This is a genomic window from Geobacillus sp. 46C-IIa, assembly GCF_014679505.1.
Classification (GTDB): domain Bacteria; phylum Bacillota; class Bacilli; order Bacillales; family Anoxybacillaceae; genus Geobacillus.
On the sequence record NZ_CP061474.1, the window covers coordinates 1,972,921 to 1,994,232 of the forward strand.

A 21,312-nucleotide genomic window follows, 5' to 3' on the forward strand; every position below is an offset into this window, starting at 1 on the left:
TTCTTGGCGCTTCCTCATCAGCGCCGCCTGGGCAGACGCAAGTTGTCGTCATTATCGCTACCGTCGAAGCGGTATTTGCCTATTCACTCATTTCGTGATATCAATTTCACGGACGCGGGCGCCGCCGAACAACTCGACGCGGGTGGTCTTCTTTTTGCCATTCGGATCAACAGCGGTCACTGTGTACACACCCGGCAAATACGGGCCGATTTTTTTGATGAATGGATCTTTTGTCGCTCCTCCCTTCAGTTCCCTTCCATTGACGACAAGCGTTGCCTCGGGATCGTCAAGGCGGACGTGGATGAAATATAGAGCCGGCTCAAACACATATCGGTTTTCAAACACATGTATCGTAAACACCGGCGGATGAGACGTCAACCCTTTAATATACACATGCCCGCCCTCGCGCTGGCGGGCAAACTCCTCATCAAGTATTTCATACGCCTCCGGATGCTGGTCGAAATAGGCAAACAAAGGCGTCAGCGTTTGGCCATTGATCGGCACCGTTTCATCCGCCACCCGCAACAACGCCTGCAAAGCGGCGGCATCGCGATCTTCGATGGCCTCTTTTAACCGCATAATGGCGATCTCACGGCCCGCCGTCGTTTTTAACGCCCCGTATCCGCTCCAAATCAACGCGCCCGCCCCCCATAAGACGGCGACAGCGAAAAGCAGCCAGCCGATAAAACGGTATTGTTTTTTTCTCTTTTCCCGGGACAAAACACGTGCTTGCTGGCGCCTGCCGTAGCGCGCCAACGCCGCAGCGCTGTCTTGTCCGCCGCCCCCCTCGATCGCATCTGGTTCAGACGTGTGCGGTTTCATGATCGCTTCCCCTCTCCTTCTCTCTATCTAGTTCCACTTTATGTCAGAGACAGGGAATATATGTTACACGAACAACGACGCGCTTTCTATTATAATAATAAACAAAAAAAAAACGGGTAGCGGTTTGCACAGCCCCCGTCATCTGGAAAGGGAAACATCTGATCGCTGCGCCCGCTGCCCGGCTTGCCGGAACATCCACACATACAGCCCCGCGCTGGCCAATGCGAGCATGCTGAGAGCCACAAATGTCCATGTATAGCCGATCCAAGTCACCGCCGCAAGCGACAACGGCGCCAGCATCCGACCGATGGTAAAGCGAAGGCTCGCCGCAGCAAAATATTGGCCGCGCATGTCCTCAGGCGCCGACTTCGACACAAACGACTGCTGCAAGCCGGCCGTCATCAGCTCGGCCAACGTAAACAGCACCATCACTGCCATCAGTCCGACGATCGATGCTGCATGACTAAACAGCCACATCGTGACGCCGTATAACACCGACGAACCGATAAACGCCCATCGCTCATCGTGGCGCTCCATATAGCGCGCCACCATCACCGTGCCGAACACGACAAGCAGTCCGTTTTCCGCAATTAACAACCCGAACGCATTAGCCCCGTCAATCGTAAAGCTACCCCATAATGTTTCCCCTTCGAGCGTTTCTTTGGTATATACAGGAATTAACAAATCAAGCTGCATGAATGTTTGTGCCACCAACACCCCGGCGGCGATAAACAAGAAAAAGGTGCGATCACGCACAATGACGGTGTATTGCCTTAGTTGTTCGCGCCAAAACTGCGGCCATGCCTCCGCCTTCTGCCTGTCCGCCGCCAATGGAGCCGTTTCGCGCAGCTGCTTCGCCAACATCGTCGCCATCGCAAAACATGAGCAAGCCGCGGCAAAAAGCAACGCAAACTGGTGATCCGGATAAAATAAGCCGCCGATCGTCGGACCGATGACAACGGAGACGTTGACGGATGTGTAAAACACGGCAAACACATGACTCCGGTCTTTTTCCGGCACAACGTCCGCCACCATCGCCTGGCTCGCCGGCCAGTAAAACGCCCCGCAAATGCCGGCAAACGTAAAACAAAGAAAGCCGACGAGCGGCGACTGCCACCATGGGGAACTGGCCAAGGCAAAGACGAAAAATGCCGCCCCCTGCCCATAGGCGGATAGCACCATCATCCGCTTGCGCCCGAACAGATCGGCGCAATAACCGCCCAGCAAATTCGCGGCGACGGAAAATAACTGTGAAACGATCAATAGCACACTTGCGGTTTCTTTGCCAAACGAGTCGGCAAAATAAATGGCCATAAACGGAAAAAACATCCAAAAGGTAGTATTCATCAGCGCTTCACCAAACAAGCGCACTTTCAAATTGCGGTCCCAGTCACGTATTCGCATCCGCGCATCCTCCATAGTCGACAGACTCATTTCAGCCTGCTGAACATTATAGCATAGTTTTCTATTTTTTGTTAGAGAACTATTTCAGCAAAAAAAATCCTGTCCATCAGATCGATGGACAGGATGGGGAGGACGCCGCTCTTACTTGCGGATAAATTGCTGCGTCCAAATATAGCCGTTTTCTTCAAAACCAACGCCAATGTGTGTAAAGTTTTTGTTCAAAATGTTCGCCCGGTGGCCTTCACTGTTCATCCACGCATTGACGACTTCTTGCGGTGTGCGTTGGCCTTTAGCAATGTTTTCCCCAGCGGCGGTGTATGAGATGCCGAATTTTTTCATCATCTCAAACGGGGAGCCGTACGTCGGGCTGTTGTGTGAGAAGTAGTTGTTGACCGCCATATCGCGCGATTTTTCGCGGGCGACTTTGCTGAGGGCTAAGTCAACTTGAAGCGGCGGCAGACCGTATTTTGCCCGCTCTTTGTTCGTCAACTCAACGACTTGCTGCTCATAGGCGTTTAAGCCTGTTGTTTTTTGTGTTGCAGCCTTTGGCGCCGTTGCTGGCGTTTTTGCCGGCGCTTGCGTATTGGCTTGCGGCTTTGCCGCCGGCTGTTTGACCGCTGCCGGCGCCTGCGGTTTCGCCGTTGCCGGCTGCTTTACAGCCGGTTGCTGTGCGGCCGGTTTAGCCGGTTGGAACGACACAAACGGGAAGTATTGTTTCAACCATTTCTCTAAATCTTGAACGTTTGTGCTTGCGTATTTTACTTGATACACGTTCGCCGTCGGGCATGTCGTCCCTGCCGCTTCCGTTTTCGTTGTTGCCGCAAACGAAGCGCCGATGAGCGCAACCGAAGCGGCGATCGTCGCTGCCATTTTTTTCTTCATTGGAATTCCTCCTTGTTTTCTATTTTCAAAATTAGTTTCTATTTTCAAAGTTTCAAAGGCGTTTCAAAGGCCGTTGCGTCCGTCAGTGATGCCTGCGTTGTTCGGCGAGGACCGTTTGGGCGTCCTCTCGCCTGCATCCCCATTATAACACGGGGTTTTTGTAATATTTTTGGTCCAAAATGGAAAACAAGGCGTATTGGCAGCCCCCGGTAAAAAAGACGCTTGTTTTCATTGCCAAATCAACATCGATCATTGATGGCTGCAACGATTGGAAGACGCATCCTTTCACTAACGGTGATTCCTTTTTTTCCTCTACTCCTCTAGCCATCTATATTTTTCTTGCAAAAAGGGAGTTGACAGCCTCTGATTTCGGCCATTTCGTTTAACAATTGTTACAGCCGTGTTACAAAACAGAGAGAAACCCAACGTTTTGTTATAAAAAAAGAAGCTGCGGCGTTCAGCCCCAGCTTTTATGTCTATTCATCTTTTCCTTTTCTCTCCTGATCGACAACAAGCACGGTTTGCACTTCGTTCGGCTTGACTTGAACAGTAAATCGTTGTTGGGCATCGATGGCCAACGGCGCAAGTGGTGTTTCGTTTAAGTTCGTGCGCCATACCGCCGATGACGGCCCATGCCATTGGAATGACGCCTCCGTCTTCTGCGGCGTTGGGTTAAAGAAGCGCACAATGACGCCGCGGTGGTCTTCGCTCCGCTTCACCGCACTTAGCACGACCTCGCCTTCCTGTTGGGAAAACAGGCTATATTCATACGGCACCGAGAACGCCACCGGATTCATCTTCATGGCATCATACGGCAGTTTGTTGTACGTATACAGCGGCGTTAAAAACTGTTTCGCCCGCTTGGCGACATTTGCTTCTTCCGTCGTTCCGCGATGCGTCGTCAACGCGAAGTGCAGCTCATTCACACCGAGCATTTGCGAATCCGGCGTCGCCATTTTAATGCCGGACGGACGGCCCGGGCGACGCACGAGCTCCTCTTTGCCCAGATAGCCGACGCTGCGTAAAAGCGTCACCGCGATCGTATCGCGCTGTTCTCCGACAATCTCGTACTCTCTCGTGCTGTTCGTCAGCACGGCGATGCCGCCCGTTTCATCCGACAGTCCGACATACGTGAGCATCGGGTAGATCGCATCCGGACGTTCATCCCATCCTTCTTGTTCCCACACGTCGATCGCCGGGTCGACGACCGGCCGCCGAATGACGCCGAACTGGTTGTCAGCGACCGAATGGGTAGAGGCGATGCCGGTTGGTACGTACATGCGGATGCGGTGGTCTTTCGCTTCGTTGTGGATGCGCACCCGGACATCGATGAGCGGTTGGTCCATCGGAACGGTCAACCGAATGGAGACGTCAAGAAAACGATCATTCCGTTTCGCTTTCCGGCTGTCAAGATCGGCCGGCACCGGCAGCCGGTAAGCGATATCGGCATAGGCGAAATAGCTGTTTTGCCGGAGCGAATACGTCGCCTTCACGCCCTTATTATTAATCGGCTCATCGCCCGGCAGCGGGGAAAAGTCATATTCGTCTCCATCATCGCCGACATCTTCAAGCAAGAGCACATCGCGGAACGTTCGCTGCAGCTGTTTGTCATATATGTTAATTGCCCCATTCTCATTGACAGTGATCGTATAAAACGGCGTATCCATTTGCTCAACAGCCGTTGGCGCCTGTTTGTTCATCTGTTCCGCCTCTTGCACTAAATACGCCTTATACCCCATCGCCGGGATGCGGTCGCGGAAATGGATCGTATAGCGGACAAACGGATCGTAGTTGCCGTAATGGACGATTTGCCGATCAATCAGACCCGGGTCAACGATCGTTTCATCCACCACTTCAAACTCCACCGATTCCCCGCGTTCATCGACGAGACGGAATGCTTTCCATTTCGTCGTAATTTCCGCTTCGATCGGTTCGTTCCGTTCGTACGGAAGCGTATTGTACACAACCAGCTTGTCGACCGACCGATCCGACGGCATCGCATCGGCCATTTTGCGCATATAAAATGTGATGAGCCGGTCGGCCCGCTCTTCCGCTAGCGCAAAGCGCCCCAAAATGTCGCGGTGAACGAGGTCTGAACAGCAGCAGCCGATGCTGTCATGCGCATGGTTTTTCATCATCTCTTTCCAAATGAGCTCCATCAGCCGGTGCTCATACGGAAACCCAAGCGTCGAGGCAATGGCGGCCAGCGGCTCAAGCACGTTCGTCACTTTGTTTTCGATGCGGGCGTTCGCCGCTTTAATGTCCATGCGCGTCGAGTAAATGCTGCGGTGAACGCGCATATATTTTCCGTCCAAAAACTCGCCGCGGATGACCGGAAGCTGCTCCTCTTTTTCCAGCTGTTCAAACACATGTTCATAACGGCTTAAGAAAAAGGTCCGCTCCGGATAGAGCGTTTGCAGCTTGTCGATCACCTCAAAAATATTTTTTTGAATCGGCATTTGATCATGACCGTTCGGAATGAGAATATGATCAGTCGTCGCCCCGCGGTCCAGAACGGAAAAGTATTTGTCCATCCGCTCCTTCAGCTTTGCTTCATCAGTCGGAAGATATTTGCCGATCGCATAGCCGAGCGGGAACAGCTGCACAAGCACTTTCGAGCCGTCATCGCTCACCCAGTAAAACTCGGTTTTGTCTGTGCCGTGCCGTTCCGACACGCCGCGCCAAAAAATGGCCCGCTTGATGCCAAAGCCGTTTAAAATTTGCGGCAGCTGCGCCGATTGCCCAAACGAGTCGGGGAGATAGCCGATTTGCATCGGCTTCCCGAACTCCTGACAATCTTTCAGCCCATAGAGCAAGTTGCGGACAATCGACTCTCCGCCGACGACCATTTCGTCCGTTTGCGTATACCACGGGCCGATGATCAATTTTCCTTCTTGGACAAGGCGGCGGATGCGCTCTTTTTGCTCCGGCTTGACGGCTAAATAATCTTCCAGCACGACCGTCTGCCCATCAAGGACAAAGTACGGGTAATCATGATTTGTTTCTAACATCGCTAATATTTCTTCCATATCGTTCACTAACAAAATGCGCGATTCTTCTGCGGAAAAATACCATTCGCGGTCCCAATGCACATGAGGAACGATGTGAACGTATCGCTTCAATGGTTTCACCTCATTTGTCTTATCGTTGCTGCGCCTTTAGCTTTTGCACGCGTGTAGCGACTAACAGCACCGTCGAAATAAACGCCCCGATCAGCGCGGCGCCAAGCCAGATGACTCCCGCTTTCCATAACGGTGCGCCTTGCAGGACAAACAGCGAGAAAATACCGGCTCCCGGAACGTTCAGCCCGATTTGCGATGCCGTGACGATCGCCCCGGTGACCGCCGACCCGATGCAAAGCGACGGAATGACGCGCAGCGGGTCGTTAATCATAAACGGAATCGCTCCCTCGGTAATGCCGGCTAAGCCAAGAATCCATGTCGACTTGCCGACTTCGCGCTCATATTCTTCAAAATACCGTTTGAACAACAACGTCGCGGCGGTGACGGAAAACGCCGACACCATTTTCACCGAGGCGAACGCCGCATACGGAATGAAGTTGCCGCTTGCCATCGCCCCAATGCAGAACGTATACGCCGCTTTATTGACCGGCCCTCCTAAATCAAACGACACCATGACGCCTAAGATCGCACCAAGTACAATGGCGTTGCGGCCCGACAAGTTGTCCAGCCACTCAAGCAGCGCATTGTTCAGCCCGGCGACCGGCTTGCCGAACACAAACAGCATTAGCGCCCCGACAACGAGCGAACCGATGACCGGGTACAGCCAAAAGCTGATGAATCCAGAGAACGCGCCCTTTGGTGGAAGCTGCTTTTTCAACCACTTCATAAAATAGCCAGCCAAAAAACCGCCAAGCATGCCGCCTAAAAAGCCGCCGTTGATCATCGTCGCGGCAATCCCTGCGGCAAACCCCGGACCAAGCGCCGGCTTGTCGGCGATCGCATACGCCATGTACGCCGACAGCACCGGAATCATGAGCGTGCCAAGCATATTGCCGCCCAGTTTGCGCAGCATCCAAAGCCACGAATTTTCCGTATCGTATACTTGTTGAAGCCCAAACGCCTGGGCGATAAGCACCGCACACGCCAAAATCATCCCGCCGGCGACGATAATCGGAATAATATGAGAAATGCCGGTTAAAATGGCGTTTTTCACTTCCGTTTGCCATGAAACGCGCTCAGACATTGTCTCCTTTGTCGGCTCATATTCCCGCTTTCCTTCCTTTTCGGCCTTCTCAAGCGCTTTCAAAAGAACGCCTTTCGCATCTTTCAACGGCGCTGCAACTGTCGTTCGGTACACCGGCAAATGGGCAAACCGTTCTTCGTTTTTCACCGCCACGTCTGTAGCAAAAATCGCCGCTTCCGCTTTTCGCAGCCGCTCCTCGGTATGGCGGTCTTCGATGCCGTTTGCCCCTTGCTTTTCGACGTATACGGCAACCCCGATCTCCCGCCCGGCTTGCTCTAACGCTTCAGCCGCCATATACGTATGGGCGATGCCAGCCGGGCAGGCCGTCACGGCGACAATCGTTTTTTCTGCTGCCGCTGTTTCAGCGGCCTCCGCCTTTTCCTCATCAAGAGCGCGGTACAGCTCTTCCGCCGTGCGGCATTGCTGCAACCGCTTACGATATTCAGCGCGCGCCAGCCGTTTAGCAAGTTCGGCAAGCAAATCCAAGTGCGTCGATCCGGCTTCCTGTTCCGGAATCGCTAATAAAAAAACAAGCTCCACTTCATTGGACGGATCGATGCTCTCCCAATCGCGAATCGGCCGAGCCAGCTTCGCCACCGCAAAGGCCGCCGATTTTACCGTTTTCGATTTCCCGTGCGGGATGGCTAAACCCGCTTCGAGCCCCGTCGGAGAGAGCGCTTCCCGCTCCATCACTGCTTGATAAAACGATTCAGCCGAATACAATTTCCCCTCCTCGTCCAACTTGCGAACAAGATGGCGGATGACTTCCTCTTTCGTAGACAACGACAATTCTACATCGATCAGCCGAACGTTCGTCAGCTGTTTCAGTTCCATTTCTCCCATCCTCTCTTTCCATGCCGTTTGTCGACTTCATTATAAAAGAAAAAAAGCAAGAAGACCGAAATCTTCTTACTTTTTCACCATTCTCACACCTTGATTCACTTCGTTTGTGTATTTATACACATCCGCTCTGTTTTTGCCAATACCGTTCACTCAACGCCCGCAGCACGAGATAAAGCGATGTGCGGTCGGTGACGTCGTACTTATTTAAAAACTGCTTGGGCGCCCAGCAATACAAGCGGAAATCGGCAAGATCGGCGAGCGAATTGGAGCAAAAATGCGTCAAGCTGATGACAAACGCCCCGTTTTGCTTCGCGGCCGCGACCGCCTCAAGCACTTGCTTCGTTTCCCCAGATACGCTAATGACAAAGACGACATCCTTTTCCCCGCAGCGGTCCGCATTATACAACATATCGTGGCGCTGGACAAAAAAGTCGGCCTGCTTGCCGACGCAGCGCAAATGCTTGGCCATCATCTCGCAAAAATAGGCGGAATCGCCGATGCCGTAAAAAAAGACGTGTTTTGCCTCATGCATCTTGCGAACAGCATCTTCGATGAGCTGCTCGTCGATCAGCTTTTTCGTTTTTTCGATGACCGTTTTTCCGTCCGCCTTTATCGCCGTCTCATCCCGCTGCTCGAGCGCCAACGCCGCCTTTAGTTCTGCAAACCCCTTATACCCTAATTTTTTGGCAAAGCGGACGATCGTGTTCGGCACTGTATAAAGCGCTTCCGCCATTTTTTGAATCGGGATGTCTGCGATCTCCCCACGATGCTCGATAATGTAATCGACAATTTGGTCATCCGTATCGTTCAGCTTATCGGCATACAGCCGCACCCGTTCATCAAACCGCATCGGTCTCCATCCCCCACCGTCTCATCGTTTGCTACTATTTTAGATTTTAGCAAGAACGGATGGCGATTGGCTACAGCGCCCATTTCCGAAAGCATCAGCGGTTCTACAAAAATCGGTTTCACCGGGACAAGCCCTCCCGCCCGGTAAAACACTTCCTCCGTCAAAATATGGGAATGTCCGCATCCGAACAGCTGAATGATTCCGCCGTTTTGAACCGCCTCACTCACCGCATGGGCGGCCTTTTTTAAATTGTTTTTTCATGTTTGAAAATGAATTCTAGACGTTCATGGATTTTTTGAAAATATTGATCGATCATCAGCCGTCCCCCCCTTAAGCACTTGGCTTCTTATTTCTCGCAACAGATGCTCCTGCAGCCAAAAAAAGGGGCTTCCCCTGCAAAGGAAGCCGTCCATTCGTTCGTTGTACTTTGTTTCTTTACTGTCCTGTATACCCGCCAACTGGGATGTTGTCTTTCCGGGCGACACCGGTGCGGTATGCCGCTTCGACGACCGCCTGGCGGACGCGTTCCACGACTTTGCTGTTAAACACGCTTGGGATGATGTACGATTCGCTCAGCTCGTCTTCGGTGACGACCGAAGCAATCGCCTTGGCAGCAGCGAGCTTCATTTCTTCATTAATTTCTTTCGCCCGGCAGTCCAATGCGCCGCGGAAAATGCCCGGGAAACAAAGGACGTTGTTAATTTGGTTTGGATAGTCGGAACGCCCGGTCGCCATCACGCGCACGTACGGCTCGGCAAGCTCCGGATCGATTTCCGGCACCGGGTTGGCCATCGCGAACACGATCGGATCGCGAGCCATTTTTTTCACGTCTTCGACTTTCAAAATACCTGGGGCGGAAACACCGATAAATACATCCGCACCGGCGATCACATCCGACAAACTTCCTTTGAGATTATCGGGATTGGTGATTTGCGCATACTCTTGCCAATACGGATTTTCGTACGTTTCATCGCGATGGATGGCGCCATAGCGGTCAACCCCAATAATGTTGCGCACGCCGGCAGCGAGCAAAATTTTCGTGCAAGCAATGCCGGCCGCGCCAATGCCGGTTAAGACGACTTTAATGTCCTCAAGCTTTTTATCAACAATTTTCAATGCATTGAGCAATCCGGCCAGCAGCACAACCGCCGTGCCATGTTGATCGTCGTGGAACACCGGAATGTCAAGCTCTTCTTTCAAACGCGCCTCAATTTCAAAGCAGCGCGGCGCTGAAATGTCTTCTAAGTTGATGCCACCAAACGCCGGGGCAATCGCTTTCACAATTTGAATGATTTCTTCCGTATCTTTTGTGTCCAAGCAAACGGGGAACGCATCGACGCCGGCAAACTGTTTAAACAGCATCGCTTTCCCTTCCATGACCGGCATCGCCGCGTACGGGCCGATGTCGCCAAGCCCGAGCACCGCCGTACCGTCGGATACGACCGCGACCGTATTGCGTTTAATTGTCAACGAATACGCCTTGCGCGGATCTTCAGCGATGGCCGTGCAAACGCGCGCTACACCCGGCGTGTATACCCGCGACAAGTCATCGCGCGTTTTCACCGGAATTTTCGAATTCGTTTCAATTTTCCCCCCGATGTGCATTAAAAACGTACGGTCAGAAACGTTCACAATTTTAACGCCGTGAATTTTTTTCAGCGCTTCGATGATCAAGTCGCACTGCTTCGTGTCAAGCGCACTGACAGTAATGTCACGCACCGTATGAACTTTGCTTGATGAGATGACGTCAATGCCGACGATGTCTCCGCCCGCTTTGCCAATGGCTGCGGCGATATCGCTAAATGAGACGATATCTTTTTCAAACTGGAGACGAATCGTAATGTTCATCGCTGCCCCGCCTGGTAATGCCATAACAATCGTCCTTCCTTTTCTCTATTTTTATAAACAGTCCTACGGTACACATGTTATCTTATAAGCAAAAAAAAGACAACCCTTACTGTTTAAACGGAGCAAATGAGCGAAGGTCATCGGGATGTACTTTAGAAAGCGTCTTGATCATTGTCGCTTCTCTCGTCACAAGCTGTCCTCCATTTTCGGTCACAGTCAAAATAACGGCGAGAAACGCCGTTTTCTCATCGTTACCGAAGTGAAAACGAATTTGAGAAAACAGGGCAAATGGAATGCTCTCCCTGTTGGCGCTCACGCTAGGAAGTGGGTGCTTCTTGCAGTCTAAGATGATAAAAGGAAAACGAAAAAAGGAAGAAACGACGGAGAAGGCGAAATAAACGTAAAAGACAGGAAAAAACAAGACAGGAGCGAAAAAAATGAAAGAAAAACTATTTCTAGTGTTGGCCAACTTGTTTTGGGCCGGCAATTACGTGGTCGGCAAAGTGGTCATCGCGGAAACCGGTCCGTTTTGGCTGACTTTGATTCGCTGGTGCGCCGCCTTCATCATCCTAGTTCCTGTGTCCTATTGGCTTGAACGGCCGCGCTACTGGGATGTTATGAAACAATATTGGCTGCCCCTCGTTGCGTCTGGGGCGCTCGGCATTATCGGCTATAACTTGCTTTTGTACGGCGCGCTTGCCTATACGTCATCGATGAACGCAGCGATCGTCAACTCCCTCAATCCGGCCATCATCGTCGTGTTGTCGTATATGTTGCTGCGGGAGCGGCTGTCAACCGTGAATATCATCGGGTTTCTATTGTCGCTCATTGGCGTGCTGTTTATTTTGACGGACGGACATATCGGTCATATCTTCCAAACAACCTACAATCGCGGCGACTTGATGATGCTCGCAGCCGGCGTCGTCTGGGCGCTTTATTCGATTATCGGCAAAAAACTCCCGGTTCCGCCGATCACAGCGACGGCATGTTCTGTCTTTTTCAGCTTGTTCATGTTATGGCCGTTCGCTATGTTGTATCCATTTCCTGTTGATCAGTTGAGTGCAATCGGGTTCGCTGGGATTACCTATATTTGTTTGTTTCCGTCCGTTCTTTCCTTTTTGTTTTGGAACATCTCGGTGCAAAAAGTCGGCCCGAGCCATGCCGGTGTATATTTAAACTTGATTGCCGTATTTACCGCTGCGATCACGTTTTTGCTTGGCGGCACGCTGTCAATGCCACAGCTTGCGGGCGGCGCTGTCGTCCTGTTCGGCGTCTATTTGGCGACGAAAGCGCCAAAAGCGAGACCGGAACAAATGGACATCGCCGGGTGACGATCCGTTTGCTGCTTCTCTGCAGGCCGGGCCGCTCGCCCGGCTTCTTTCTGCCGCATCGGCTGGCGGCATGATGCAAAAACGCCCCTCCGTCTTGCCAATAAAGATCCCTTGTCATCAACGGAAACAAAGCGGGCCAGTGCGCCGTCACCATTCTTCACCGTTAAAAAACCGGTGTCAGCCGCAAACGGTGTAGCAGCCGCTTTTTTTGCATAAGGAAAAGCGGCCTTCCCGTTTGTAGGGAGACCGCTGCCTTTCCGCTATTGAAGCAGGCGGAGAAACTCGCGCATAAACGCCGGCAAATCCGGCCACGCATGGGCAGAAACGAGGTTGCCGTCGACATGCACCGTACGGTCGGACACATACGTCGCCCCGAGCGCTTCAACCCCCGGTTTGCAGGCGATATACGCCGTCAAGCTCCGCCCTTTCAGCACCTCCGGCATCGTTTCAAAAATGAGCGAAGCATGGCAAATCGCGGCGATCGGCTTATTCGCCTCAAAGAAATGGCGAACGATGCGCTGCACGTTTTCATCAAGACGAATGTATTCCGGCGCCCGCCCGCCCGGAATGACTAACGCATCGTATTGCGTCGGGTCGATCTCGGCGAACGATGCATGTGCGTCGATCAAATAGCCTTGTTTTTCCACATACGTATCCCAGTCGGCAAAATCATGGACAACGGTATGCAGTTTCTTTTTCTTCGGCGCAGCAATCGTTACATCATGCCCTTCCTCCAACAAACGATAGTACGGATAATACACTTCAAGCGCCTCAACAGCGTCGCCGGTGATGATCAACACTTTTTTGCTCATGGTTCTGGCCCCCTTGTCCATTTTTTCCTTCTCTTTTATCATAATGGAAACGAACGGAAAGGAAAAGCAAGATGATTGTCGAACCTACTTAAAGAGGAAGAAGAACATGATAAAGGAGGAGACGACCGTGACCATTGCCTCTTGGCTCGCCGAATCGCACCGGACGGTGGTGCTTACCGGCGCCGGCATGTCGACCGAAAGCGGGCTGCCGGATTTTCGCTCGCCGCGCACCGGTCTGTGGGCGCGCTTCAACCCGAGCGAACTGGCCACCGTCGAAGCCTTGTACCACCGCCGCGAGTCGTTTATGGAGTTTTACCAATATCGCATCCGCACCTTGCAACAATGCCAGCCGCATGATGGACACCGCCTGCTGGCTGACTGGGAGCGGCGCGGAATCGTGCAGACGATTGTAACCCAAAACGTCGATGGCTTTCACCAACAAGCCGGCAGCCGCCGCGTCATCGAACTGCATGGCTCGCTTGGCACCGTCCATTGCCAACAGTGCGGGCGGAAACAGCCAAGCCACGTCTATTTGCGCGGCATAGTCGCATGCGAATGCGGCGGTGTTTTGCGCCCATCGGTCGTGCTGTTTGGCGAACCGCTGCCGGAGACAGCCATCAACGAAGCATGGGAAGCCGCCCGTCAAGCGGACTTGTTCCTTGTACTTGGCTCATCCTTGCAAGTATCGCCGGCGAACCAACTGCCGCTTGTCGCCAAGCGAAATGGCGCCAAATTCGTCATCATCAATTGGGAGCCGACGGAACTCGACCCTCTCGCTGACGCTGTCATCCATCAACGAAAAATTGGCGAAGTGCTGAAAGAATTTGATGAACAGCTGACGGGGGGAGCACGATGAACCGGGAAGCGCTGTTGCAAGAGGCGCTTCGTTCAATCGACGATGATTCGCGCATCCGCCATTGGCGCCGAGTATCCGGCGGCGACATCAATGACGTCTACCGCGTCCAAAGCGGCAAGCAAACGTATTTCATCAAAATGCAACGCTTTCCGCCAGCCGGCTTTTTCACCGCCGAACAGGCAGGATTGAACTTGATCAAGCAGACGAAGGCGATCCGCGTTCCAAACGTCTTCGGCACGGGAGAAGCGGACGGATGCGGTTGGCTTGTCCTCGAGTGGATCGAAGGAACGGAAACGGCACAGACGGCCGAACAGCTCGGGCGCGGCCTCGCCCGCCTCCACCAATGCCGCGGCTCGGCGTTCGGGCTTGACCGCGATACATATATCGGGACGCTGCCGCAGCGGAACGGCTGGTACGGCCGCTGGCTCGACTATTACCGCGATGCCCGCCTCGTGCCGCAAATGAAGCGGGCGGCGGCAAACGGCCTCCTGCCCGCCGAGCGGCAACGGCGGCTTGAGCGGCTGCTTGAGCGGCTTGACCGCTGGATTCCAAACGATTGTTTTCCGTCGTTGTTGCACGGCGACTTATGGAGCGGCAACTGGCTTCCGGGCCCCGGCGGAGCTCCCTATTTGATCGACCCGTCCGTGTTTTACGGCCATTATGAGTTGGAAATCGCGTTTACCGAGCTGTTTGGCGGCTTTCCCGCTCGATTTTATGCAAGCTATCAAGAGCTGATGCCGCTCTCTTCCGAATATCATGAACGAAAGCCGCTTTACCAGCTGTTTTATTTACTCGTGCATTTGAACTTGTTTGGTGAGGCGTATGGCGGCTCGGTCGACCGCGTGCTCGAACGTTATGCGGGGGAGTAACCCCCGCCTGACTTGACCGCTCATTCCGGACGCAACACCAGCGTGCTGCCTTTGACTTTTCCTAAGCTTGTCATATGGTACGTCCCGTTGACCCAGTCATCGATTTGATCGTGATACCACCGGCTGCGAAAATGGCCGGCCTGACCCGGACCAACGATATGCCACCCGCGTTCGGGATCGGCCAAATCGATGACAAAGCGTCAAGACGCGCCATGGTTGACGATCCCTTCATCCGTGTAGCTCGCCGCCTGTACCGTGACATCACTGCCGCCGATGGAAATCGGCTCTTCTTTATTCAAGAAAAACGCTAACATCGGCGATGCGTTCGATAGGGGATGAGCAAAGAACAACCGATGGGCATTCCCCCATTTCCATTGCGCCGGATCACTTCCATATTCATCGGCCAATTGGCGAACTGTCCGATTCAGCGCTTCCGCCAACACGCGTGAAAACCCGCCGCCGTCTCGAAACCAAGGGGATACATCTCCTTTATCCGCCCGCCTCAGCAACTCATCAACCACACTTTTTTTCCCTTCAAAGAGCCGATCGACGGCTGGCGGAATATGACGTTCAAAAAGGACATCGGCGATTTCCTCCATCCAGCGATGAAAAATGAGCGGGGCTGCCTCTTCCTTGCGGTCAACAAAATCCCACTGCCTCAGCTCATGAAGCGCTGACCGCTCCTGTTTCGAGAGCGGTTCGCTCGCCACATGTTTGAGCAGAAGCGGGACGAACTCCTTCGCCCATAAATTCATTTGGTCCATTTGCAGTTGCTTCATTTCATTGAGCGTCCAATCATCCTTGCTCTGCAGCCTTTCAGCGATCCGCATATAGCGATAAGGCTGAGCCCAATGATGGCTTAGATGATATGGATAATGGTCACCGATCACCTTATTGTTCGCCGTGGCGATAAATCCTTCTCTCGGGTTGACGGCACGCGGCAAGCGATCAAACGGGATAAAACCGATCCACTCATATTCATCCGTCCAGCCTGGAACCGGAAGAAGCCCGTTTCCTTTCTTGCGAATCGGAATTTTTCCGTTTGCTTTGTAAGCGATCGTCCCGTCTTTCGCGGCAAACACGAAGTTTTGCGTCGGGGCGTGGAAATGTTCAAGCGCTTGTTCAAATTGCTTCCAATTTTTTGCTTTGTTCATTTCTAGCACCGCTTGCAGCTCCGTGGACGGGTCGAGCGCGGTCCAACGCAAAGCCAACACTTTATTTCCGCGTGCCGGGACGGCGAATTCGGAAAGAACGGGCCCATGCCGAGTGATCGTCACACGGTAGCGAATCGTTTTTCCTCCTTTCACTCGGATCGGTTCCTCGATGATTTTGGCGTCCTCCCATCGGCCGTTATACAAAAACTGCTGCTTGTTAGCCGGATTTCGTTTTTCCACATACAAATCTTGCACATCTGGGCCAGTGTTTGTCACTCCCCAAGCAATATAGTCGTTATGACCGAGAATAATGCCGGGGACGCCGGCGAAAATAACGCCACTGACGTTGACCGTCGGCGCTTGCAAATGCATTTGGTACCAAATCGAAGGAGTGGACAACGACAAGTGCGGATCGTTCGCCAGCATGGGCTGGCCGCTTTTCGTTTTCCGGCCGCTGATCACCCAGTTGTTACTCCCGTTCCATTCAGAAGGCAAAACCGCTGCGGCAAACGCCTGCTCCACATCGATCGCCGACAAAATGACCGGCGCCTCTTTCGGATAGGAGGGGAACAAATCGTACGCTTTTTCTTTCGGCAAATGGTTAAGCGCCCAATAGCGGAACGCCTGACCTTCCCAATGCCCGCCGAGGTCAAACGCCGTATACTTGCCAATCGCGAGCGAATCTACTAGCGTCCATGGCTTCGGTTCATAACCGAGCAACCGAAACTCGACCGGCAATCTATCGGTTTGTTTAGCCCAAGTGATATACGCGTTAACGCCTTGGGCAAATGCTTCGAGCACTTGCTTCGCCTCAGCGGAGTATATTTGATACGATGCCTCCGCTGCACGGCGCAATCCAAGCGTACGGAAAAATTTATCGCGCTCAATCGTTGCAACGCCTACCACCTCACTCAACTGTCCAGACGCTTGGCGGCGGCTTAAATCCATTTGAAATAGACGATCTTGAGCTTGCACAAATCCTTGGGCGAAAAACAAGTCATGTTCATTGGTGGCGAAAATATGAGGAACACCGTGCGAGTCGCGAATCACGCTGACTTCGTCAAGCAGACCTGGAACCGACAATTTTCCTTCCACCATCGGCAAGGAATGGCGTGTGTAAGCGCTAACAAAAACGCCGATACCCGCCACAACAAAGAAGACAATCGCCAGCGCCATCCAGGCTGTTCGCTTCCAGCGCTTCTTCTTTTGCGACGCGTAAATGGCCGTCTTCCATTCATGTTCCTCCTTTATCTCATCATCTTACGCCCTGGCGTCCGCAACCCTTTTTGCGAAAACACCGCCTGTATGTCGATAAGGAGCGGATGCTCAAGCAGGTCCGCCCCCAGCCCGCTCATTCAGCGCCGATCCTTTCAAGCAGCGCATCGCCATTTTGACTGACGCGCACATAAGCGAAACGGGCGTTTTCCTGCCGCTCTATTCCCGTTTTTTCCGGCACGAAATACGACTCAATCCCGTATACGACTTGCGTACCATAGAAAGTGCCACTGATCAAAATATCTCCCTGTTGCCGTGCAGCCCCAGACCGTTTTTGGCCATTGACGGCATACACTCCGGCAAAACGGTATACCCCGTCCGGCTCTTTTCGCAACATCACTTGCACCTTCCCACTGCCGTCCAGAGACTGGATCGTGGAAATGTCATAGCGAAGCTGGATATAATCCCCTTGCAGCACAGAGCGCGGATCCACCGGCTCGAGCGCTAATTTTACCAACTGTCCGTCTCGCAATAGACGTTCTTTCTCCCATACGGTATATCCTGTAAACAGAAATTGGGCAACGACAATCAACAGGACACCTAAGGAAACGTTTCGAGGCCACGCTGCCTCCCTAGGGAAATCAAGCCGATTCCGTTTTTCCAGCCAAACAGCCCAAGCGAGCAACACCACCCCAGCCGCCAACAAACTCACCGATTTATGGAGCAAGTTCCACGCCAGCTCGTAATATTTGAGCACAAGATAAAGTGCAGTATACCCCCAAGCGACAGCTCGCTCGCGGCGCCGCCGTTGAAACAAGAAAAAGGCGAGCACAGCCACCATGGCGATATTGGACGCCATATAAAGCCCGTCAGCCTGGAAAATGTCAACATTTGTCGCAATCCCGAGCGCACTAAGCGCCAGCACGAACGGAGTCATGGCCGTCTTCCCTCTCCTCCATCGACTGTATGCGTACAACGCCCCGTTCCATAGAGCGAGCGTCAACAATTCCACCCGTCCACTCTCCATGTTCACATCAAGCACTACATACAAATAAAGCGTCAACGCCACCGTCGTCAACCGCTGCATCCCGCGATCCGGGAAACGGATCACTCCCACGGCGAGCACAGCGATATAAAGAACCAACACCGCCGTCGACAGCTCCCACGTCACCGTCCATCCAAGCCCGTAACCGACCGCGAGCAGCGTATAGCGGACAACGGCATTCCACCGCCGGCCAAGCCAGGCAGGAAGGACGAATCCGAAGATCGCGGCGAAAAAGAGCACATACGGCGACCATGACTCTGCCCAAAGGAGATACAAGCCGAGCAAACTCGCCGTCGCCAATGCCGAGGCCGCAAGCGTAATCACCGCTTGAAACGCGGCCAAAACCCATGTCCCAGTCCGCGTCCCCGCCGAAAACACCCCCGTCCGCCGCAGAAGCATGATCCCGCCATACAGAATCGCCCCTGCCACCGCAAGCCCAATGAAAAGCATCCATGTTTCAAAATGATCAACAAGGAGACGAATATATTGAATCAACAAAAACAAGCCGACAAATAAACTTGTCAGCAACGCGTACGACCGTTGTTTTGTGACTGCGAAAAAGTAATATAGCAACCCGGCAAACAGCGCTGCATACACGTATGGCCACCAGACATCACGCTCATACGAAAAACCAGTTACACTGATCACCAGCAGCCAACCGTGCATGGCTGCGTAAGCGAGATGAGCTGCCCACGGGGAACGGCTGAGACCAAAGACCGCACCGTTCACAGCTGCAAACAACAATAGCCAGCCAAACGATACCCATTCCGTCCATTCGATACGGTAAGCGGAAGGAAAGTAATAAAACCAGCAGGTGAGTTGCAGCAACACGACAGCGATGACCGAAAGCGCTGGATCTTTCGTCAACCGCGCCAGCAACGCCGTCGGCACAAGCCAAATGAGAAACAGCCAATAGCTGTCGGCGTGGGAATTGTAGATTTGCCCAAGCAACGCCAAGGCGATGCCAAACGACAATGTCCCACCGACAAACAGCCAGCGTCCTAAAAAACCATGGCGGCCCCGAAGCGCCGTACTCGTGATGTAAAACCCTGCCATCACACCGATGCTGATCCCAACTTTCGCCTCTCGCCCCATCTCCGACCAGTTGGCAGCAAAAAAATACACGATGCTGGCAATGATGCACAAAAACGCCAACGCATACCCTGTTTTCACGATCCGGGCCGCCATATCGCTTCCCCCTTGTCACTGTTTTTTCTATAAAAATATATGCGGGAAAAGCTGTCTAGAAGACCAGTGGAAACAAGCATTATTCGATCGCACTTTCCCAGTTGCCGCCGGCCTGCTAGATTTTTTTCTTTGCTGCGGCGAAGAACATTATAGTTGGAGATGATGTTTTAAGTGGAAAATTTCCATATCATGCTCTGTCACTTTTTTCATCAAATAATCGATGGATGTTTGCTTGGAAGAGAACTCGCGCGAAGCCAGATCAAGAGCAGCCTGATGCTTATGGAGCATGTTCTCGATGTGGCGAAAGTGGCCCCGCATTTCTGTTGCGAGGTTGTCAACTTTTTCTTCGACCCGTTCAACTTTCGCTTCAAGCCGTTGCTGTCCTTCTTTCAGGGTTTGCACATCGCCCTTGACCATGTCCATGTCTGCCTTCAATGTTTGCACATCGCCCTTGACCATGTCCATGTCTGCCTTCAATGTTTGCACGTCGCCCTTGACCATGTCCATGTCTGCCTTCAATGTTTGCACATCGCCCTTGACCATGTCCATGTCTGCCTTCAATGTTTGCACATCGCCCTTGACCATGTCCATGTCTGCCTTCAATGTTTGTACGTCGCCCTTGACCATGTCCATGTCTGCCTTCAATGTTTGCACGTCGCCCTTGACCATGTCCATGTCTGCCTTCAATGTTTGCACGTCGCCCTTGACCATGTCCATGTCTGCCTTCAATGTTTGTACGTCGCCCTTGACCATGTCCATGTCTGCCTTCAATGTTTGCACGTCGCCCTTGACCATGTCCATGTCTGCCTTCAATGTTTGCACGTCGCCCTTGACCATGTCCATGTCTGCCTTCAATGTTTGCACGTCGCCCTTGACCATGTCCATGTCTGCCTTCAATGTTTGTACGTCGCCCTTGACCATGTCCATGTCTGCCTTCAATGTTTGTACGTCGCCCTTGACCATGTCCATGTCTGCTTTTAACGTGCGCACATCCTCTTCAACCCGGTGAAGCCGCTGTTCCAAGCGAGCTTGTCCCTCTTGCAACAACTGCACTTCGCCTTCCAAACGCGCCTGCCCTTCTTGAAGTGCCCGGACATCGCCTTCAATCCGATCGAGCCGCATGTGGATCGGATTCAACTTTTGGTCAAGCAATTCAGCCATCATTTGCACGAGTTCGGCTTGACTCATCATTTCCCACCTCCTTTCCCCCATTGTATCATGGTCCCACACAACGTCATAGTATAGAAAAAGAGATTTTCTTTTCCTTTTCGACAGGATCAGACGCCAGATCAAGCCGGCCAATCGGCTTCACCGTCAAATAAACAAGGGGCAAAAATGATTTTTTGATTACACCGGAAACTTATCAAGCTATAAACGATCGCCCCGATGAATCCACATCTGATAAAGAGCAAGGCAGACTGCTAAGTAAACACCACCAAGCACAAACCCACCAAGCACATCAGATGGATAATGCACTTGCAAGCTTAACCGACTCAAGCCGGTGAAGAGAGCCAGCACTGCAAACACGCTGTAAATGGCCGCCCTCTCCCCGCGCTTTGTGCGCGTTTGCGCCAAAAAATACGCCAAAAGCAGCAAGTAAATCGTTCCGATCATCGCGTGGCCGCTCGGAAAGCTGAACCCTTCGACCCCAGCATGCGGCGGGCGCTCCCGCCCGACAGCGTGCTTGATCCATTCATTGATGCCATACCCCCCGCCAACGGCAACAACGACGAGCAACATCCCATATACATCGCGGCGGAAAAACCATAAACTGATGACGAGCATCACAGTAACGATGCCAATGGTTTTCCCATTGCCGAGAAAAGTAAACGGATCGAGCCATTGCCATGAATCAAACAACTGCAGCCCACCTTCGTCAGCCGCCTTTGTCAGCCCCGCCGCCACGCTTGCCCAAACAAACAAAAAAAGGACGGCGCCGGCAGCCGCTATCATCCATAATGGTCGATTCAATCTGATTCCTCCTCAT

The 21,312-nt window shown here is 52.7% G+C and carries 15 protein-coding genes and 2 pseudogenes; 3 read left to right on the plus strand and 14 right to left on the minus strand.

Going from position 1 to position 21,312, the window contains the following annotated elements:
• Positions 1 to 87 precede the first annotated feature (87 nt).
• The 9 genes and pseudogenes from IC803_RS09875 to IC803_RS09915 form a co-directional block, all read right to left on the minus strand.
• Complete coding sequence (locus IC803_RS09875; RefSeq protein ID WP_081210246.1) at positions 88 to 822, minus strand: zinc ribbon domain-containing protein; 735 nt, start codon at positions 820 to 822, stop codon at positions 88 to 90.
• Between the two features lie 138 nt (positions 823 to 960).
• Positions 961 to 2,226 (minus strand): MDR family MFS transporter, encoded by a 1,266-nt coding sequence (locus tag IC803_RS09880; protein ID WP_081210244.1) that lies wholly within the window; start codon positions 2,224 to 2,226, stop codon positions 961 to 963.
• Positions 2,227 to 2,367: 141 nt separating this feature from the next.
• A complete protein-coding gene (locus IC803_RS09885; protein WP_081210242.1) occupies positions 2,368 to 3,108 on the minus strand; it encodes a CAP domain-containing protein in 741 nt (246 codons plus the stop codon).
• Between the two features lie 142 nt (positions 3,109 to 3,250).
• Positions 3,251 to 3,436: a hypothetical protein gene (locus tag IC803_RS09890; protein ID WP_143421096.1), complete on the minus strand. Its 186-nt coding sequence runs from the start codon at positions 3,434 to 3,436 to the stop codon at positions 3,251 to 3,253.
• 148 nt (positions 3,437 to 3,584) lie between these two features.
• Complete coding sequence (mngB, locus tag IC803_RS09895; protein WP_081210240.1) at positions 3,585 to 6,230, minus strand: mannosylglycerate hydrolase; 2,646 nt, start codon at positions 6,228 to 6,230, stop codon at positions 3,585 to 3,587.
• Between the two features lie 19 nt (positions 6,231 to 6,249).
• Positions 6,250 to 8,148, minus strand: coding sequence for a PTS 2-O-a-mannosyl-D-glycerate transporter subunit IIABC (gene mngA, locus IC803_RS09900; protein WP_190304190.1), 1,899 nt, complete (start codon positions 8,146 to 8,148; stop codon positions 6,250 to 6,252).
• 121 nt (positions 8,149 to 8,269) lie between these two features.
• A complete protein-coding gene (locus tag IC803_RS09905; protein WP_081210236.1) occupies positions 8,270 to 9,007 on the minus strand; it encodes a MurR/RpiR family transcriptional regulator in 738 nt (245 codons plus the stop codon).
• A gap of 71 nt (positions 9,008 to 9,078) precedes the next feature.
• Positions 9,079 to 9,323: pseudogene (locus IC803_RS09910) on the minus strand (SIS domain-containing protein); the annotation flags it as partial.
• A 119-nt stretch (positions 9,324 to 9,442) separates the two neighbouring features.
• Positions 9,443 to 10,879, minus strand: coding sequence for an NAD-dependent malic enzyme (locus IC803_RS09915; RefSeq protein WP_081210234.1), 1,437 nt, complete (start codon positions 10,877 to 10,879; stop codon positions 9,443 to 9,445).
• A gap of 413 nt (positions 10,880 to 11,292) precedes the next feature.
• Here IC803_RS09915 and IC803_RS09920 point away from each other — a divergent pair, with 413 nt between their 5' ends.
• The gene (locus tag IC803_RS09920) at positions 11,293 to 12,186 is read left to right on the plus strand and encodes a DMT family transporter (protein ID WP_081210220.1); all 894 of its coding nucleotides are present in this window, start codon (positions 11,293 to 11,295) and stop codon (positions 12,184 to 12,186) included.
• A gap of 260 nt (positions 12,187 to 12,446) precedes the next feature.
• Here IC803_RS09920 and IC803_RS09925 read toward each other — a convergent pair whose 3' ends face one another.
• Positions 12,447 to 12,998, minus strand: a complete 552-nt coding sequence (locus IC803_RS09925) for a DJ-1/PfpI family protein (RefSeq protein WP_081210218.1) — start codon at positions 12,996 to 12,998, stop codon at positions 12,447 to 12,449.
• 127 nt (positions 12,999 to 13,125) lie between these two features.
• Here IC803_RS09925 and IC803_RS09930 point away from each other — a divergent pair, with 127 nt between their 5' ends.
• A complete protein-coding gene (locus IC803_RS09930; RefSeq protein WP_081210216.1) occupies positions 13,126 to 13,854 on the plus strand; it encodes an NAD-dependent deacylase in 729 nt (242 codons plus the stop codon).
• Positions 13,851 to 14,723, plus strand: coding sequence for a fructosamine kinase family protein (locus IC803_RS09935; protein ID WP_081210214.1), 873 nt, complete (start codon positions 13,851 to 13,853; stop codon positions 14,721 to 14,723). Before IC803_RS09930 ends, IC803_RS09935 begins: the two co-directional genes overlap by 4 nt.
• Positions 14,724 to 14,743: 20 nt before the next feature.
• On the opposite strand, the pseudogene IC803_RS09940 reads toward IC803_RS09935, so the two are convergent.
• The 4 genes and pseudogenes from IC803_RS09940 to IC803_RS09955 all read right to left on the minus strand — a co-directional run bounded on the left by IC803_RS09940 (position 14,744) and on the right by IC803_RS09955 (position 21,278).
• Positions 14,744 to 17,053 (minus strand): annotated as a pseudogene (locus IC803_RS09940) (penicillin acylase family protein).
• Between the two features lie 175 nt (positions 17,054 to 17,228).
• On the minus strand, positions 17,229 to 19,325 hold the full coding sequence (locus IC803_RS09945) for a GDYXXLXY domain-containing protein (protein ID WP_081210212.1): 2,097 nt from the start codon (positions 19,323 to 19,325) through the stop codon (positions 17,229 to 17,231).
• 147 nt (positions 19,326 to 19,472) lie between these two features.
• Entirely contained in the window at positions 19,473 to 20,513 is a 1,041-nt protein-coding gene (locus tag IC803_RS09950; protein ID WP_190304191.1) for a hypothetical protein, read from the minus strand.
• 180 nt (positions 20,514 to 20,693) lie between these two features.
• Positions 20,694 to 21,278: a phosphatase PAP2 family protein gene (locus IC803_RS09955; protein ID WP_190304300.1), complete on the minus strand. Its 585-nt coding sequence runs from the start codon at positions 21,276 to 21,278 to the stop codon at positions 20,694 to 20,696.
• Positions 21,279 to 21,312: the final 34 nt, after the last annotated feature.